16 protein-coding genes are annotated in these 16,060 nt (G+C 56.8%); 6 read left to right on the top strand and 10 right to left on the bottom strand.

Annotated elements, in window-relative coordinates:
• The first annotated feature begins 7 nt into the window (after nt 1-7).
• From artQ to CVE23_RS09885, 4 genes are all read left to right on the top strand, one after another.
• Nucleotides 8-724, top strand: coding sequence for an arginine ABC transporter permease ArtQ (gene artQ, locus CVE23_RS09900; RefSeq protein ID WP_100849441.1), 717 nt, complete (start codon nt 8-10; stop codon nt 722-724).
• A complete protein-coding gene (gene artM, locus CVE23_RS09895; protein ID WP_038659391.1) occupies nt 724-1,395 on the top strand; it encodes an arginine ABC transporter permease ArtM in 672 nt (223 codons plus the stop codon). The genes artQ and artM overlap by 1 nt, the downstream gene beginning before the upstream one ends.
• Before the next feature lie 264 nt (nt 1,396-1,659).
• Nucleotides 1,660-2,409, top strand: coding sequence for an arginine ABC transporter substrate-binding protein (locus CVE23_RS09890; protein ID WP_100849440.1), 750 nt, complete (start codon nt 1,660-1,662; stop codon nt 2,407-2,409).
• 185 nt (nt 2,410-2,594) lie between these two features.
• Nucleotides 2,595-3,788, top strand: a complete 1,194-nt coding sequence (locus CVE23_RS09885) for an MFS transporter (RefSeq protein ID WP_038918845.1) — start codon at nt 2,595-2,597, stop codon at nt 3,786-3,788.
• A 28-nt stretch (nt 3,789-3,816) separates the two neighbouring features.
• Here CVE23_RS09885 and rlmC read toward each other — a convergent pair whose 3' ends face one another.
• From rlmC to nfsA, 9 genes are all read right to left on the bottom strand, one after another.
• Complete coding sequence (gene rlmC, locus CVE23_RS09880; protein ID WP_100850447.1) at nt 3,817-4,947, bottom strand: 23S rRNA (uracil(747)-C(5))-methyltransferase RlmC; 1,131 nt, start codon at nt 4,945-4,947, stop codon at nt 3,817-3,819.
• Nucleotides 4,948-5,012: 65 nt separating this feature from the next.
• The gene (locus CVE23_RS09875; protein ID WP_202438276.1) at nt 5,013-5,429 is read right to left on the bottom strand and encodes a YbjO family protein; all 417 of its coding nucleotides are present in this window, start codon (nt 5,427-5,429) and stop codon (nt 5,013-5,015) included.
• Nucleotides 5,430-5,575: 146 nt separating this feature from the next.
• Nucleotides 5,576-6,421: a putrescine ABC transporter permease PotI gene (potI, locus tag CVE23_RS09870; protein WP_038918842.1), complete on the bottom strand. Its 846-nt coding sequence runs from the start codon at nt 6,419-6,421 to the stop codon at nt 5,576-5,578.
• A complete protein-coding gene (gene potH, locus CVE23_RS09865) occupies nt 6,418-7,377 on the bottom strand; it encodes a putrescine ABC transporter permease PotH (protein WP_100849439.1) in 960 nt (319 codons plus the stop codon). The genes potI and potH overlap by 4 nt, the downstream gene beginning before the upstream one ends.
• A gap of 14 nt (nt 7,378-7,391) precedes the next feature.
• Complete coding sequence (potG, locus tag CVE23_RS09860) at nt 7,392-8,525, bottom strand: putrescine ABC transporter ATP-binding subunit PotG (RefSeq protein ID WP_039693334.1); 1,134 nt, start codon at nt 8,523-8,525, stop codon at nt 7,392-7,394.
• 123 nt (nt 8,526-8,648) lie between these two features.
• Nucleotides 8,649-9,758 (bottom strand): spermidine/putrescine ABC transporter substrate-binding protein PotF, encoded by a 1,110-nt coding sequence (gene potF, locus CVE23_RS09855; protein WP_038918839.1) that lies wholly within the window; start codon nt 9,756-9,758, stop codon nt 8,649-8,651.
• 384 nt (nt 9,759-10,142) lie between these two features.
• Nucleotides 10,143-10,622: a YbjN domain-containing protein gene (locus tag CVE23_RS09850; protein ID WP_033568365.1), complete on the bottom strand. Its 480-nt coding sequence runs from the start codon at nt 10,620-10,622 to the stop codon at nt 10,143-10,145.
• 129 nt (nt 10,623-10,751) lie between these two features.
• Nucleotides 10,752-11,654, bottom strand: a complete 903-nt coding sequence (gene rimK, locus CVE23_RS09845) for a 30S ribosomal protein S6--L-glutamate ligase (protein ID WP_038918838.1) — start codon at nt 11,652-11,654, stop codon at nt 10,752-10,754.
• Nucleotides 11,655-11,666: 12 nt separating this feature from the next.
• Nucleotides 11,667-12,389, bottom strand: a complete 723-nt coding sequence (nfsA, locus tag CVE23_RS09840) for an oxygen-insensitive NADPH nitroreductase (RefSeq protein WP_100849438.1) — start codon at nt 12,387-12,389, stop codon at nt 11,667-11,669.
• Nucleotides 12,390-12,892: 503 nt separating this feature from the next.
• Between nfsA and CVE23_RS09835 the strand changes: the two genes are divergently transcribed.
• Nucleotides 12,893-13,150: a GrxA family glutaredoxin gene (locus CVE23_RS09835; RefSeq protein ID WP_012770093.1), complete on the top strand. Its 258-nt coding sequence runs from the start codon at nt 12,893-12,895 to the stop codon at nt 13,148-13,150.
• 136 nt (nt 13,151-13,286) lie between these two features.
• Here CVE23_RS09835 and CVE23_RS09830 read toward each other — a convergent pair whose 3' ends face one another.
• Nucleotides 13,287-13,661: an inner membrane protein YbjM gene (locus CVE23_RS09830; RefSeq protein ID WP_038920938.1), complete on the bottom strand. Its 375-nt coding sequence runs from the start codon at nt 13,659-13,661 to the stop codon at nt 13,287-13,289.
• A 345-nt stretch (nt 13,662-14,006) separates the two neighbouring features.
• Here CVE23_RS09830 and CVE23_RS09820 point away from each other — a divergent pair, with 345 nt between their 5' ends.
• Nucleotides 14,007-15,695 carry an aspartate:alanine antiporter gene (locus CVE23_RS09820; protein ID WP_100849437.1) on the top strand — a complete coding sequence of 563 codons (1,689 nt, stop codon included), beginning with the start codon at nt 14,007-14,009 and terminating at the stop codon, nt 15,693-15,695.
• The last annotated feature ends 365 nt before the right edge of the window (nt 15,696-16,060 follow it).

The following is a 16,060-nucleotide window of genomic DNA, read 5'->3' as shown; positions in this document are numbered from 1 at the left end:
AGACTCAATGACTGAATTCCAACCTCTTGCAAGCGCCGCCGGGATGACCGTCGGCCTTGCCGTTTGCGCCCTGGTGCTGGGGCTGCTGTTGGCGATGCTGTTTGCCCTGTGGGAAACGGCGCGCTGGAAAGCCGTCAGCACCTGCGGCACCGCTGTCGTCACCCTGCTGCGCGGCCTGCCGGAAATTCTGGTGGTGCTGTTTATCTATTTTGGTTCGTCGCAGTTGCTGCTGATGCTGTCCGATGGCTTCACGCTTAATCTCGGTCTGGCGCAGGTGCCGGTCAAACTGAATATCGATAACTTCGAAGTCAGCCCGTTTCTGTGCGGCGTCATTGCGCTGTCGCTGCTGTATGCCGCCTATGCGTCTCAGACGCTGCGTGGCGCGCTGAAAGCGGTGCCGCGCGGCCAATGGGAGTCCGGGCAGGCGCTGGGAATGAGCAAAAGCGTGATTTTCCGCCGGCTGATCATGCCGCAAATGTGGCGTCACGCGCTGCCGGGGCTCGGCAACCAGTGGCTGGTGCTGCTGAAAGATACCGCGCTGGTATCGCTGATCAGCGTCAACGACCTGATGCTGCAAACCAAAAGCATCGCCACCCGTACTCAGGAACCCTTTACCTGGTACATGATTGCGGCGGCGATCTATCTGGTGATAACCCTGTTGAGTCAGGCGATCCTGAACAGGATTGAAGCACGCGCCACGCGCTTTGAACGGAGGCCGTCCTGATGCTGGGCTACATTCCTGAACTGCTGAAAGGGTTGCACACCAGCCTCTGGTTGACGCTGGCCGCGCTGCTGCTGGCGTTGCTGCTGTCGCTATTGCTGACGGTGATCCTGACGCTGAAAACCCCGGTAGCGTCGCAGATAGCCAAAGGCTACATCACATTGTTCACCGGTACTCCGCTGCTGGTGCAGATTTTCCTGATTTACTACGGTCCCGGTCAGTTCGCTTCGATCCGCCAGACCGACTGGTTGTGGAATCTGCTGTCTCAGCCGTGGTTGTGTGCGGTCAGCGCGCTGGCGCTTAACAGCGCGGCTTATACCACTCAGCTGTTCTACGGCGCGGTGCGAGCTATTCCGTCCGGACAGTGGCAATCCTGCGCCGCGCTGGGCATGAATCAACGCCAGACGCTGCGCATCCTGCTGCCGTTTGCGTTCAAGCGCGCGCTCTCTTCGTACTCCAACGAAGTGGTGCTGGTGTTCAAAGGCACCTCGCTGGCGTACACCATTACGCTGATGGAAGTGATGGGCTACGGCCAGCTGCTGTACGGCCGCACCTATGATGTGCTGGTGTTTGGCGCGGCGGGTATCGTCTACCTGTGCGTCAATGGCTTGCTGACGTTGCTGATGCGTCTGGTCGAACGGCGCGCCTTGCGTTTCGAACAGCGCAATACCTGAACCATCAGTGAACGTAACCTAATGACTGATTACGCCGGCTTTCATGCCGGCGTTTTTTATGCATATCATCCAGCCTTCCATCGATTTAAATCTGCTTTATTTTTATTCAATTACCACAGGTACGCTTTATCACCATTGCCACACCGCAAATTAAAATGAATTTATAATCATATTATTTGCATATAAATACATTTAATGGCATGGTGTCGTCATCCTTTTCAACGACCATCACGTTGATAAACATAAGTTAAGCTGGAGTACTCCATGAAGAAGCTCGTCCTTGCCGCACTGCTGGCCAGCACCGCCTTTAGCACCATGATCTTTAACGCCACGGCGGCTGATACCATCCGCTTCGCCGCGTCGGCGACGTATCCGCCGTTCGAATCGTTGGATGCCGGCAACCAGATCGTCGGGTTTGATATCGATCTCGCCAACGCGCTGTGCAAACAATTGCAGGCTACCTGCACCTTCACCAATCAGGCGTTCGACAGCCTGATTCCGGCGTTGAAATTCCGCCGTTATGACGCCGTTATTTCCGGTATGGACATCACGCCGGAGCGCAGCAAACAAGTGGCGTTTACCCAGCCTTACTACGCCAATTCGGCGATCGTCATCGCTCAGAAAGGCAAATTCCATACGCTGGCGGATCTGAAGGGCAAACGTATCGGCATGGAAAACGGCACCACACACCAGAAATTCCTGCAGGACAAACATCCTGAAGTGAAAACCGTCCCGTACGACAGTTACCAGAATGCGCTGATCGACCTGAAAAACGGTCGCCTGGACGGCGTGTTCGGCGATACCGCGGTGGTGAACGAATGGCTGAAAACCAACCCGGACCTCGCCACCGTGGGCGAGAAAGTCACCGATCCCGCCTATTTCGGCATCGGGCTGGGTATTGCGGTGCGCCCGGACAATCAGGCGCTGCTGGAAAAATTGAACAGCGCGCTGAACGCCATCAAAGCCGACGGCACCTACAAGGCCATCAACGATAAGTGGTTCCCGCAGCAGTAATCCCGCTCTTGTTTTTATAATGCTGTTTTTATAACGTTGCTTTCACGCTGCCGGTTGCCGCCGGTAGCGTGCCGCGCCAGCCATCGATTCGCACCCGCCTTGCATTTTGTACTTATCAAATCCCCTGCGGATTGATTTAATAGCGTTTTCTCTTTACCGGGTCATCACCTCCAGGCAGGAAATCGATGTCGCTGGATTTTTCAACATTGAAACGCATCCCGAAAGGGGTATGGGTATTGGGCGGCGTCAGTCTGTTGATGGACATTTCGTCGGAAATGATCCACAGCCTGCTGCCGTTATTCATGACGACGGTCCTCGGCGCCAGCGTGGTCTTGATCGGTTTGATTGAAGGGCTGGCGGAAGCGACCGCGCTGATCATCAAAGTGTTCTCCGGCGCGCTCAGCGATTACCTCGGCAAACGCAAAGGGCTGGCGCTGCTAGGATATGGTCTGGGTGCCGTCAGCAAGCCGTTGTTTGCGCTTGCGACCTCATCCGGTCTGGTGCTGGGCGCCCGCCTGCTCGACCGGGTAGGCAAAGGCATTCGCGGCGCGCCGCGCGATGCGCTGGTCGCGGACGTCACGCCGCCCGATATTCGAGGCGCGGCGTTTGGCCTGCGTCAGTCGCTGGACACCATCGGCGCCTTCGCCGGTCCGCTGCTGGCGGTCGTGCTGATGTTGCTGTGGCAGGACGATTTTCGCGCTATCTTCTGGGTGGCGTTCATCCCCGGCGCCCTGGCGATCACGCTGTTGTTTTTCGGCTTGCGCGAGCCGGAACGGAGCAATGCTGCCAAACGCACCAACCCGATCCGGCGCGATAACCTGAAACGGCTATCCGCCCGGTATTGGTGGGTGGTCGGTCTGGGGGCGGTATTTACGCTGGCGCGTTTCAGCGAAGCCTTCTTGGTGCTGCGCGCACAGCAGGTAGAGATTCCCGTAGCGCTGATTCCGCTGGTGATGGTGGCGATGAATCTGGTTTATGCCTGTTCCGCCTATCCCTTCGGCAAACTTTCCGACCGGATGGATCATCATCGTCTGCTGAAAATGGGCCTGCTGGTGCTGATTGCCGCCGATGTGGCGCTCGCCATCAGCCAGCACTGGCTCGGCGTGATCATCGGCGTCGCGTTATGGGGCGTACACATGGGAATGACGCAGGGGTTGCTGGCTGCGATGGTGGCTGATACCGCACCGGCGGACCTGCGCGGGACCGCCTACGGCGTCTTCAACCTGATAAGCGGCGTAGCACTGCTGCTGGCCAGTCTGAGCGCCGGGATTCTGTGGGACGTCTGGGGCGCGGCGTCCACCTTTTACGCTGGCGCGCTGATCTGCCTGGTCACGCTGGCCGGCATGGCGCTGATGCCGCGCTCGCTGTTATCACGTTAAACCGTTATCACGTTAAACCGTCATCGCGTTAAACGCGTCGTTGCAGCAGCGCCAGCACCTCGTAATGCGCGGTGTGCGGGAACATATCGAACAGTTGCGCCTGCTGTATCTGGTACGCCGGCAGGCGCGCAATGTCTCTCGCCATGCTCTCGGCATTGCAGCTGGAGTACAACAGATACGGCGGCGCCATGCGGCTTAGGTAATCGCACAATTCAGCGCCGATACCGCGCCGGGGCGGGTTGACGATCACCAGATCCGGCGTCTGGGTCTCGCCAACGGCAAAGCGGGTGGAATCAAGCGCGGCAAAACTGACCTCTGTCAGCCCCAGCTGCTCCGCCGAACGACGGGCGCAGGCGATGGCTTCCTGGCTGATCTCAATGCCGGTAAGCGGCGTGTCAGGGCTGGCGCAATGCAGGCCGAATCCGCCCACGCCACAAAACAGATCCCACAGGCTGCGCACCGGCAACGCCGATACCCACTGCCGGGCGGTGTCATACAACGCCGCCGCCACCTGCGGGTTGGTCTGGAAGAAACTTTGCGGTCGGATATACAGCGGCACCTGATTAAAACGCTCTTCCAGCGCCTGCGCTTCTGTCAGCGGAATCTCCTGCTCTCCTTCCAGTATCGCCTGATGAACCGGCTGAATATTCGCCGATATCACCGCCAACTGCGGCAACTGCTGTTGCAGCCAGGGCAACGCGGCGCGCAATTGCGCCAGCTTGGTTTCGGATCGCAGCACAAAGCGCAGCATGAAGCGGCCGCTCAGGGTGCTCTGCGTCAACAACAGGTATTTCAGTTCTCCCCGACGCCGGGCGACGTTATAAGGAGTTAAGCCGGCACGGGCGATGAGCACTTTCAGTATGGCGAACACCGGCGTAAAGCTGTCGGGATACAGCGGACAGTCGCAGAGATCCACCGCCGAACCGTCACGGTGCAGCATCCCCAACAGCGGGCGTTCCACACTGCCGCTGACCACCATCTTGGCTTTATTGCGAAAAGCGACTTCCGCCGAGGTCACCGGCGTCAGCCATTGTTGAACCGGATGGGCGGACAGCAATCCGATCAGGTGTTGCTGCTTATCGCTCATCTGCTGCGGATAGGCGATTTCCAGCCATTGGCAGGAACGGCACGAACCGTCGTTATAGCGGGCACATTGCATGGAAAATCTGAAATCTGTCGTCAACATCAAAAGGGGGCTGATTGTATCACCCCCGTGCGGGAAAGTTAGGGATGACGCGTAAAAAAACGCTGGCTGCGTCGAGGCAGGAACAGGAGCAAAATCAGCAGAAAATCCGGCAACCGCTGCATCAGCAGATGGTTAAGGATTTCACCGACGCCGTCGCCATTGACATGAAAGATCGGCGGCAGAAACTCCACCAGCGATGCGGTCAGCATGTAAACCGTCACCAGGCACTGGGTCAACAGGAAGCACCAGCGCCCCCAGTTCAACCCGCTGAGCACCGCAAACCCGCAGCGGATTTCAAGGCAAACCACCAACAGCGCAGCCAGCAGCACCAGCGTGCTGTCCCACTGTTTAGCGCTGCTGCTGAGCCAGCCGCCAAAACCGCTCAGACCCAGCTCGCTGATGGTCAGGACGATACCCAGACAGCGGGTGGCGATAATCGCCGACCCCGCCACCATGATGGCGACCGGAGCGAATATCCCCCGCCGCAGCAGCTCCCGCTTACCGTACAGTATGATTGCGTTCCCCCTGAAATCACCGCGCCACCAGAAAGTATGGCGGCGCGGCGAGAATTGGCAAATACAGGGCGGAAACGACGTGGCCGTCAGCCGCGTCTCGCTTTTTGCAAATCGCGCTGGCGCTGTTTTTCCGCCCGAGCCATAAACCACCAGGCAATCAAACCGATAATGCCTACCACCAACAATATCAGGGATGCCAGTGCGTTAATCTGCGGGTTAACGCCCATTCTTACGCTGGAAAAGACCAGCATTGGCAAGGTGGTGGCGCCGGGACCGGAGACAAAGCTGGCAATCACCAGATCATCCAGCGACAGCGTAAAGGCCAGCAGCCAGCCGGAAACCAGCGCGGGTGCTATCATCGGCACGGTAATGATGAAGAACACTTTCAGCGGCGTCGCGCCCAGATCCATCGCGGCTTCTTCAATCGAGTGATCCAGTTCGCGCAGGCGGGCGCTGATGACCACGGTGACATACGCCGAGCAGAAGGTGACGTGCGCCAGCCAGATGGTCAGCATGCCGCGCTCGGCCGGCCAACCGATGGCCTGCGCCAGCGACACAAACAGCAGCAGCAGCGACAGCCCGGTAATCACGTCCGGCATCACCAGCGGCGCGGTCAGCATAAATGCGAAGCCGTTGGAGCCGCGGAAATTGCCGAAACGCACCATCACCACCGCCGCCAGCGTTCCCAGCACCACCGCCATCGTGGCCGACGCCGCCGCGATGGTCAGACTGAGCGCCACCGCGCTGATCATGGCTGAATCCTCGAACAGCGCGCTGTACCACTGCGTGGACCAGCCGGCCCACACCGTCACCAGACGGGAACTGTTGAAGGAATAAACCACCAGCATCAGCATCGGCGCATACAGGAAGCTATATCCCAGCACCAGAATCAGTGTCCGCCACGGCGAACGCACGACCGGTAAATTGTTCATGCCTGATCCTCCGCGGCTTTATTCTGATGTTTATGGAACCAGATGATCGGAACAATCAGCAGGAACAGCATTACCATCGCCACCGCCGACGCCACCGGCCAGTCGCGGTTATTGAAGAATTCCTGCCACAGGATACGACCGATCATGATGCTATCCGGCCCACCCAGCAGCTCAGGAATCACGTACTCGCCGACGGTGGGAATAAACACCAGCATCGACCCGGCGATGATGCCGCCTTTAGTGAGCGGCACAATAACGCTGAAGAAGGTTCTTACCGGGCGCGCGCCCAAATCCAGCGACGCTTCCACCAGCGAATAATCGAGGCGGGTCAGCGCGGTATAAATCGGCAGCACCATGAACGGCAAATAGGAATAGACCACGCCGATATACACCGCCAGATTGGTATGCAGAATCACCAGCGGCTGATCGATAACGCCCAGCCAGAGCAGGAAATTATTCAGGATACCGTTATCTTTCAGAATGCCCATCCAGGCGTACACGCGGATCAGGAACGACGTCCATGACGGCAGGATCACCAGCAGCAACAGAATGTTGCGGGTAGACGACTTGCTGTGCGCCACCGCCCAGGCCATCGGATACCCCACCACCAGACAGCACAAGGTGGAAATCGCCGCCACTTTCAGCGACTGCAGGTAAGCGTCGATATACAACGGGTCGGACAGCAGTTGCAGGTAGTTGCCGATATTCAGGCTGATTTGCAGCCGGTTCTCCGCCCACTCCAGCAGATCGGTATAAGGCGGTACGGTACGCGCCATTTCCGCGAAGCTGATCTTGAATACGATCAGGAACGGCAGCATAAACAGGCACAATAACCACAGATACGGCAGCGCGATCACCAGCTTGCGGCCATGCGCCATACGCAGCCGCGCCAGCGTGGCGCGCAACGGGCTCATCGGCTGGCCCGGCGGTTCATGTTGTTCAGATAACATCGCCATTGCGTCTTCCCCCGTTATACCGTCAACACCACACAGCTGTCCGCATCCCAACACAGGCGGACTTCATCCCCCCAGGTCGGCGAGCCTTTGCGGAACCGGTCGGCGTTTTGTAACTGGGCGCTGATGATCTGACCGCTGTTCAGCCGGACATGGTAAATAGAGAGATCGCCCAGATAAGCGATGTGCACCACTTCGCCCACGGCGAAGTTGCAGCCGTCGGCCGGCACCTCGTCGCACAGCATGATTTTTTCCGGACGCAGCGCGATGTACACCGGCACGCCATCCACCACCGAGACATCGGAGTTGACCTTCAGCGGATGCACCAGCCCCGGACTCTGCACAATCAGCGCATCGTCCTGGCGCTCTTTCAGCAATCCTTCGAACATATTGACCGACCCGATGAACTCGGCGCTAAACCGGCTGTTCGGGTTTTCGTAGATCTCTTCCGGCTCGCCAATCTGCACGAATTTACCGCGGTTCATGATGGCGATACGGCCCGCCATGGTCATGGCTTCTTCCTGATCGTGCGTCACCATCACGCAGGTCACCCCTACCCGCTCCAGAATGTCGACCACTTCCAGTTGCATACGGTCACGCAGTTTTTTATCCAGCGCGCCCATCGGTTCGTCCAGCAGCAGCAGTTTGGGACGCTTGGCCAGACTGCGCGCCAGCGCCACGCGTTGACGCTGCCCGCCGGAAAGCTGATGCGGTTTGCGTCCGGCAAATTCCTGCATGTGCACCAGCGTCAGCATCTCTTCCACGCGATCTTTGATTTCGCCGCGCGACAGCTTGTCCTGTTTCAGGCCAAAGGCGATATTCTTCTCCACCGTCATGTGCGGGAACAGCGCGTAAGACTGAAACATCATATTGATCGGGCGCTGGTAAGGCGGCACCAGAGACAGGTCCTGCCCGTCCAGCACAATCTGCCCCTGGGTAGGCTGTTCAAAACCCGCCAGCATACGCAGCAGCGTGGATTTACCACACCCCGAGGCGCCCAGCAGGGCAAAAATCTCGCCTTTATAGATGGTCAGGCTGACATCATCAACCGCGAACTGGCCGTCATAGGATTTCGTCAGGTTGCGCACTTCCAGCAACGGCGTGGCCGCTTTCTGAGGTTTGGGCTGGGGGCGGGGAATCGCTTCGTTCACTTAATATTGCTCTCCGGCAGAAGCAGAACAAAGTCGCAGCCACATGACTGCGACACAAATACAAATAGCACAAACAGGCGGGGTTGAGCCGCCTGTTGCATGAAGTGGAATCAAGGGTGGCGGTTATTTCCCGCTTTTCACCTTGGTCCACGAACGCGTAATCACGCGATCGATTTTCGGTGACTGTACCTTGAGCGTAAACAGCTTGGCACGAATATCCGCAGGCGGATAAATGTTCGGGTTGTTACGCACGTCGTCTTTCACCAGCGCGGTCGCTTCCTTGTTAGGGTTGGCGTAATACACATGGTTACTGACGTTGGCAATCACTTCCGGTTTCAGCAGATAGTTGAGGAACTGATAGGCTGAATCCAGGTTTTTGGCGTCTTTCGGAATCGCGAACACGTCAAAGAACGCCAGCGCCCCTTCCTTCGGAATGCTGTAGCTGATGTTCACGCCGTTTTTCGCTTCTTTCGCCCGGTTGGCCGCCTGCATGACGTCGCCGGCCCAGCCGATAGCCACGCAAATATCGCCATTCGCCAGATCGTTGATGTACTGGGACGAGTGGAAATAACGCACGCTCGGACGCAGTTTCAACAGCAGGTCGGTCGCGTCTTTGGTGTAATCGGACTCATTGGTGCTGTTCGGGTTTTTACCCTGGTAGTTGAGCACCGTGGCATAAATTTCAGCCGGCGCGTCGAGGAAGGAAACGCCGCAGCTCTTCAGCTTTTCCAGGTTTTCCGGTTTCAGCACCAGATCCCAGCTGTTGACCGGCGCATCTTTGCCCAGTACCGCTTTTACCTTATCCACGTTGTAGCCAATACCGGTGGTGGCCCACAGATACGGCACCGCATATTTATGGCCCGGATCGTGTTCCTCGATCAGCTTCATCAGCTCGGGATCAAGATTTTTGTAGTTCGGCAGCTTGCTCTTATCCAGCGGCTGGAAGACACCGGCACTGATCTGGCGCCCCAGGAAGCTGGCGGAAGGCACCACCAGGTCGAACCCCGTGCTGCCGGCCATCAGTTTGCCTTCCAGCACTTCGTTGGAGTCAAACACGTCATACACTACTTTAATACCGCTCTCTTTCTGGAAATTCTCCAGCGTGTCCGGCGCGATATAATCAGACCAGTTATAGACGTGCAGCGTTTTCTCTTCCGCAGATGCGGTGACGGACGCGGCCATCATTAAGCCGGCTAAAACACCCGAAAGCCATTTTTTACGTTGGGTGAACATCCGTTCCTTCCTCCATACCAGGGGGTAAATATAGGGGGGTGAATGTACGGTGCCCGGAAACAACACCGCTCTTTGTTTCTCCGGGCTCAGAATGACGGCGCGATGAATGGCTATGCACCCGCTTTTTTCATCGTTAACACACAACCAACCGCGACGTTATTACCTGAACCATACAGAAATAAAGCATAACCGCACTGTTACGCCCGTACCATACCGGAACACAAAAAACAGGTTTTATCGATTATTTATTCACAATTTATCTATGTGCTGCGTCCTGAAACGATAAACGCAGAAAAACATCTGGCTTAGACAGTAAAAAACCGCATTAAATGCGGTTCGCAAAAATAAGAAAAGCTGATGGTCGGCTATTGATACATAACGCGATCAGTGCAGGCTTGAGGTATTAAAACGCTCAGCAGGGCTCTCTTCCTCATCTCCCAAAAACAGCAGATTATTGGCGCTGGCTTCCATGATCACCATGGAGATCTGCTCCTCAGCCTGCTGCATGAAATGGCGGAACTGTTCCAGCGTGATGCCGGCGCCGGCGCTGAATGTCTGGCAGACGATCAATTTAGGCAGGTTGTCGTCCTGAATATCGAGAAACGCCTTGGCGGTTAATGAACTGGCGTTGATCTGGCTTAGATTGCCCACCAGCGGAATCAAGGCGGTCGGTTTCACTTCCGCCAGCGCGGAGAACAGGATGACGCTGTCGGCCATATCGACCTTGGCGTCGAACACGCCGTCAAAATTCTGCATGTGCGGCAGATGCAAGGCCTGACAGGAGTCGCACTCGAAGTAAATGATGCCCAGTTGATCCAGCCACCGCCGAAGCAAATTCAAATCAGGGACGATGATTGAATCCATCTGACCGCCTCATATTTCATGGATGATAAAAAACCCTGACCTACGCAATGCCTAACCCAGGAATAGAGGGCCAATCCTCGCTGACTGACCACGACGGCGCGCCCAAAAGACTGCGTCCGCGCCGGGCATTCACCCTGCCCTGACTGAACGGGATGTCGCACGGTGGTGGTGTTCAATGTATTCGATCATCATCCCTGCGATATCCAGCCCGGTGGCGGTTTCAATCCCTTCCAGTCCGGGCGAAGCGTTGACCTCCATGACCAGAGGCCCGCGCGCCGACCGCAGTATATCAACACCCGCCACATTGAGTCCTAATGTTTTTGCGGCCTTGACCGCAATTGCGCGCTCCTGCGGCGTGATCCGCACCCGGCTGGCTGACCCGCCCCGATGCAGGTTGGAGCGAAAATCACCCGGTTTGGCCTGTCGTTCGATCGCCGCCACTACCCGTTCGCCGACCACCAGACAGCGAATATCCTTGCCATGAGCTTCACGGACATATTCCTGTACCAGAATGTGGGCGTTGAGGCCACGAAAGGCATCAATGACGCTTTCCGCCGCCTGATGGGTTTCCGCCAGCACCACCCCGATTCCCTGCGTGCCCTCCACCAGTTTCACCACCAGCGGCGCGCCGCCGACCATCTTGATCAGGTCAGCGGTATCGTCCGGCGAGTGCGCAAAGCCGGTAATCGGCAAATCGATGCCCTGACGGGCCAGCAATTGCAGCGAATGCAGTTTGTCGCGGGCGCGAATCACCGACATGGCGTTATTCAGCACGACGCTGCCCAGCATCTCAAACTGGCGCAACACGGCCGTACCGTAAAAGGTAATCGCTGCGCCGATACGCGGAATCACCGCGTCATAATGGTCCAGTTGGCGCCCCCGATAATGAACGGACGGCGCGGCCGAGTTAATGTTCATATAGCACGACAGCGGATTGATCACCTCAATGCTGTGCTGCCGCTCCTCCGCCGCTTCGCATAGCCGCTTGCAGGAATAGAGAGAACCGTCCTGCGACAGAATGGCGATTTTCATAGCGCTCCGGTGCTATCGGGTGGCCCAGCCCTGCTGTCGCAGGTAGTCCAGCATGAACGGACGACGTTCCTTGCTCAGGGTGCGTCGGATTTGGTCGCTCCAGCTTTCCATACGCTGATTGCTGTCGCGGTGGCGATAATACTCGACGATATGCTGGTCATATTCCGCCAGCACGGCGTGATCCAGCGGCTGATAGCGGTTCTCATGCACCACCAGCGCCGCCGGCAGACGCGGCTTGAGATCAGGCTGCGCGGCCGGATACCCCAGACACAGCCCAAACAGCGGCAATACCTGTTGCGGCAACGCCAGCAACCGGGTTACTTCGGCGATCTGGTTGCGCACGCCGCCAATGAAGACGCCGCCCAATCCCAGCGATTCGGCCGCCACCAGCGCATTCTGCCCCATCAGCGCGGTATCGACGCAGCCGAGCAACAACTGTTCCGCCAGCCCCAATTCAGCTTGCGGATAAATCTGCTGATGACGATGAAAATCGGCGCAGAACACCCAGAACTCCGCCGCCTGTCCGACCCAAGGCTGTTCGCCGGTCAGATGCACCAGATGCGAGCGTAATGTGGGATCGGTAATGCGAATAATCGAACTGCATTGCAGGAAACTGGAGGTGGACGCACTCTGTGCAGCGGCGATGATGGCATTGCGCTGCTCATCGCTGAGCGGCTGGTCGGTAAACGATCGGATGGAGCGGTGCTGGCGTAACAGTGAAATGGTTGGCGTCACGTTGAATATCCCTGAAACACAATGTTGAGATGACACAACGCCGGCTGCGCTTTCCGGCGCGAAACACAGGCAGACAAGCGCGGTACCCGGCGTGCTGCCATCCGGCGTCGCCGTTCTGTTGATAAAACGACCATTCCGCGGCGTCCTGCACTGATTTCGCGCCGACAAGCTGGGGCTGGTTCGCCGCAGCCGTCACGCCTCATGAACAGGAGCAACCTGGATGCAACCTACCTTTCGGTATTAAGTGGCAAGTATATGTCAGACCGTCAGACAGACCAATGCCACCGGCGATTTTAGGCTATATCTGGCGTCGCACACGGTTGCAATAGATGACGCTAATCGTTATGACAGGCAATGACTACTTCAGATCGACCCTGATTGCAGGCATAGTAACGCAGTTGGCTACACTAAATAGTAACGCGGTTGACTAGAAACCGTTTACAACCTGGGTATCTCCCTGATTACAGGGAAACCCAGACAAAATTAGAACGTAAGGAGTTCACATGTACGCTGTTATTTTCGGTCGCCCCGGCTGTCCTTATTGTGTTCGCGCCAAAGAGTTGGCTGAGAAACTGACCGAAGAGCGTGACGATTTCAATTACCGTTACGTCGACATTCACGCGGAAGGCATCACCAAGGCCGACTTGTCCAAAACGGTAGGTAAACCGGTGGAAACCGTTCCGCAGATTTTCCTGGATGAAAAACACATTGGCGGCTGCACCGACTTCGAAGCCTACGCCAGAGAAAACCTGTTCCAGTAATCCCGGTTACCGGCAAAAAAAGGCGCCAGCGGCGCCTTTTTGTTTTTCTGCCATACGAGATGAGCACGTCGCCTCACGGCTATCTATGGCGTTGGGCAACGAACCACTAACGAAAACCTCTCCGACTGAAACAGCTTTAGTGGAAATAGTGTCGGCTGACCGCTCGCAAAAACAGGAACACCAGCCCTCCCATCAGGCACCAGAATACCGCACTGCTGACATAAGCCAGCTCCTGCCAGAACGACAGGCTGGAAAACTGCCACAGTTGCAGCACCAGCAGGCAGATCGGCATCGCCACCAACGCCCCCATCAGGGGATAATGTAATCGCCGGTTGCGCGACAGATAGCTCGATACCATCCCCGGCAGCAAAAACAGCAACATTCCGGGGTCGCCCCGGAAACCGTCTTCCAGCGACGTGCCGACAATTCGCATTTTCTGACTTAGAAACACCAGCGTAAACAAGACAAAACAACTGACCACGCCCAACCAACCTCTGTTGTTGCCTGTCATGTGAGCCTCCCCGAAATAGACTAAAGCCGCGCATGACGAGCGACGATCGTCGCCCACAGCAATCATGCCGCGGCAGGTATCCCTGATGGGACGAAAAGCCAGCGATGAGATGATTTATCAGCATCATCAGCTGGTTGTCCGCTGGAGAAATCACTAAAATGGCGTTGCCATACCAGACGGTGCCGCCGCTGTTTCGGGGCATTGCCGGATAATGAATAACGGAGCCAAGCCTTCCTTATCATCATGTTGTCGTCCAGACATGGCCGGAACCCCTGCAATGGGGTAAATTTAGTCTAAATTATTTTTTATATCAATAATTTACCAGTAAACAACAAGTTACATTCCATGAATATAAACGTCGCTGATTTGTTAAACGGGAATTACATTCTGCTGCTGTTCGTGGTTCTCTGTTTAGGTCTTTGTCTGGGAAAATTGCGGCTCGGTTCGGTTCAACTCGGTAATTCCATTGGCGTTCTGGTGGTTTCGCTGTTGCTCGGGCAGCAGCATTTCGCCATCAACACCGACGCGCTCAACCTCGGTTTTATGCTGTTTATTTTCTGCGTCGGCGTGGAAGCCGGCCCCAACTTCTTCTCGATTTTTTTTCGCGACGGCAAAAATTACCTGATGCTGGCACTGGTCATGGTCAGCAGCGCATTGCTGATCGCTCTGGTGCTGGGCAAGGTATTCGGCTGGGGAATCGGCCTGACCGCCGGCATGCTGGCGGGGGCGATGACATCGACGCCGGTGCTGGTGGGTGCCGGGGATACGCTGCGCAACACCATCAGCCTCGGGCCGCAGTTAGCGATGACGCAGGAGCAACTGAGTCTGGGCTACGCGCTGACCTACCTGATCGGTCTGGTCAGCCTGATTTTCGGCGCCCGTTACCTGCCCAAACTGCAACATCAGGACCTGCCGACCAGCGCCCAGCAGATTGCCCGCGAACGTGGGCTGGACGCCGACAGTCAGCGCAAGATCTACCTGCCGATCATTCGCGCCTACCGGGTCGGGCCGGAGCTGGTGGCCTGGGCTGACGGCAAAAACCTGCGCGAACTGGGCATTTATCGTCAGACCGGTTGCTACATTGAGCGCATCCGTCGCAATGGCATTCTGGCGACGCCGGATGGCGACGCCGTACTGCAATTAGGCGATGAAATCGCGCTGGTGGGGTATCCGGACGCTCACGCCCGCCTCAACCCCAATTTCCGCGACGGCAAGGAAGTGTTTGAGCGCGACCTGCTGGATATGCGGATCGTGACCGAGGAAATCGTGGTGAAAAACCACAACGCCGTGGGCAAGCGCCTGAGCCAGTTGAAACTCACCGACCACGGTTGTTTCCTCAACCGCATCGTCCGCAGCCAGATTGAAATGCCGATCGACGACGCCGTGGTGCTGAACAAAGGGGACGTTTTGCAGGTCAGCGGCGATGCCCGTCGGGTGAAAAGCATCGCTGACCGCATCGGGTTTATTTCCATTCACAGCCAGGTCACCGACTTGCTGGCCTTCTGCGCCTTTTTCATCATCGGCATCATGGTGGGGCTAATCACCTTCCAGTTCCGCAATTTCTCCTTCGGCATCGGCAACGCGGCAGGCTTGCTGTTTTCCGGCATCATGCTCGGTTTTCTGCGCGCCAACCACCCGACGTTCGGTTACATCCCGCAGGGCGCGCTGAATATGGTAAAAGAGTTCGGCCTGATGGTCTTCATGGCCGGCGTCGGACTCAGCGCCGGCAGCACCATCAACCACAGCTTCGGCGACATCGGCATCCAGATGGTGCTATCCGGGCTGATCGTCAGCCTGTTGCCGGTGGTGATCTGTTTTCTGTTTGGCGCCTATGTGCTGCGCATGAACCGGGCGCTGCTGTTCGGCGCCATTATGGGCGCGCGCACCTGCGCCCCGGCGATGGAGATCATCAGTGACGCCGCCCGCAGCAATATCCCGGCGTTGGGCTACGCCGGTACCTATGCCATCGCCAACGTATTGCTGACGCTGGCCGGGTCGTTGATTGTGATTATCTGGCCGCAACTGCCCGGCTGAGTCACTTTGTAAATCAACGTCAATTTTTTTTCGAATTACGCAGAACTTTTTTCCAGAGGTAAAGTCTGAATAAATGCCACTGCTTTTCTTTGATATCCCTGAATTGAGGAGCCCGTCGTTCACGCCGGTTAGGTTCAAGAGCGACGGGCATTTTCTTTTTTATGGTTTAGCCCCCGATGTTATCTGCCGGCGTCACGCGAATTACCCATTGGTTTATTTACGTTAATTAGCCGATCTAATAAGGTCCGGTGCGTTATAACATTTTCATGATGGATTTGCGCCCCACCTTTCATGAAGGTTATATTAATGCCCCATCTGCTGAGCAGTCAGCGCACATTGCCAGCGGTTAACCATCCCCGGTGCAT

Origin of the sequence: Dickeya fangzhongdai (assembly GCF_002812485.1) — a bacterium.
GTDB lineage: Bacteria > Pseudomonadota > Gammaproteobacteria > Enterobacterales > Enterobacteriaceae > Dickeya > Dickeya fangzhongdai.
Note: the sequence above shows the minus strand (reverse complement) of the source record. Positions and strands in the feature narration are given on the sequence as shown.

What these genes read in the sequence shown, in the direction of transcription:
- CVE23_RS09875 (WP_202438276.1), bottom strand. Translation starts at nt 5,429, where the DNA reads ATGGTGGCGGGGTCGGCGATTATCGCCACCCGCTGTCTGGGTATCGTC.
- rimK (WP_038918838.1), bottom strand. Translation starts at nt 11,654, where the DNA reads ATGAAAATCGCCATTCTGTCGCAGGACGGTTCTCTCTATTCCTGCAAG.
- artM (WP_038659391.1), top strand. Translation starts at nt 724, where the DNA reads ATGCTGGGCTACATTCCTGAACTGCTGAAAGGGTTGCACACCAGCCTC.
- CVE23_RS09890 (WP_100849440.1), top strand. Translation starts at nt 1,660, where the DNA reads ATGAAGAAGCTCGTCCTTGCCGCACTGCTGGCCAGCACCGCCTTTAGC.
- rlmC (WP_100850447.1), bottom strand. Translation starts at nt 4,947, where the DNA reads ATGCAATGTGCCCGCTATAACGACGGTTCGTGCCGTTCCTGCCAATGG.
- CVE23_RS09885 (WP_038918845.1), top strand. Translation starts at nt 2,595, where the DNA reads ATGTCGCTGGATTTTTCAACATTGAAACGCATCCCGAAAGGGGTATGG.
- CVE23_RS09850 (WP_033568365.1), bottom strand. Translation starts at nt 10,622, where the DNA reads ATGGATTCAATCATCGTCCCTGATTTGAATTTGCTTCGGCGGTGGCTG.
- potH (WP_100849439.1), bottom strand. Translation starts at nt 7,377, where the DNA reads ATGGCGATGTTATCTGAACAACATGAACCGCCGGGCCAGCCGATGAGC.
- CVE23_RS09830 (WP_038920938.1), bottom strand. Translation starts at nt 13,661, where the DNA reads ATGACAGGCAACAACAGAGGTTGGTTGGGCGTGGTCAGTTGTTTTGTC.
- potF (WP_038918839.1), bottom strand. Translation starts at nt 9,758, where the DNA reads ATGTTCACCCAACGTAAAAAATGGCTTTCGGGTGTTTTAGCCGGCTTA.
- artQ (WP_100849441.1), top strand. Translation starts at nt 8, where the DNA reads ATGACTGAATTCCAACCTCTTGCAAGCGCCGCCGGGATGACCGTCGGC.
- potI (WP_038918842.1), bottom strand. Translation starts at nt 6,421, where the DNA reads ATGAACAATTTACCGGTCGTGCGTTCGCCGTGGCGGACACTGATTCTG.
- CVE23_RS09835 (WP_012770093.1), top strand. Translation starts at nt 12,893, where the DNA reads ATGTACGCTGTTATTTTCGGTCGCCCCGGCTGTCCTTATTGTGTTCGC.
- CVE23_RS09820 (WP_100849437.1), top strand. Translation starts at nt 14,007, where the DNA reads ATGAATATAAACGTCGCTGATTTGTTAAACGGGAATTACATTCTGCTG.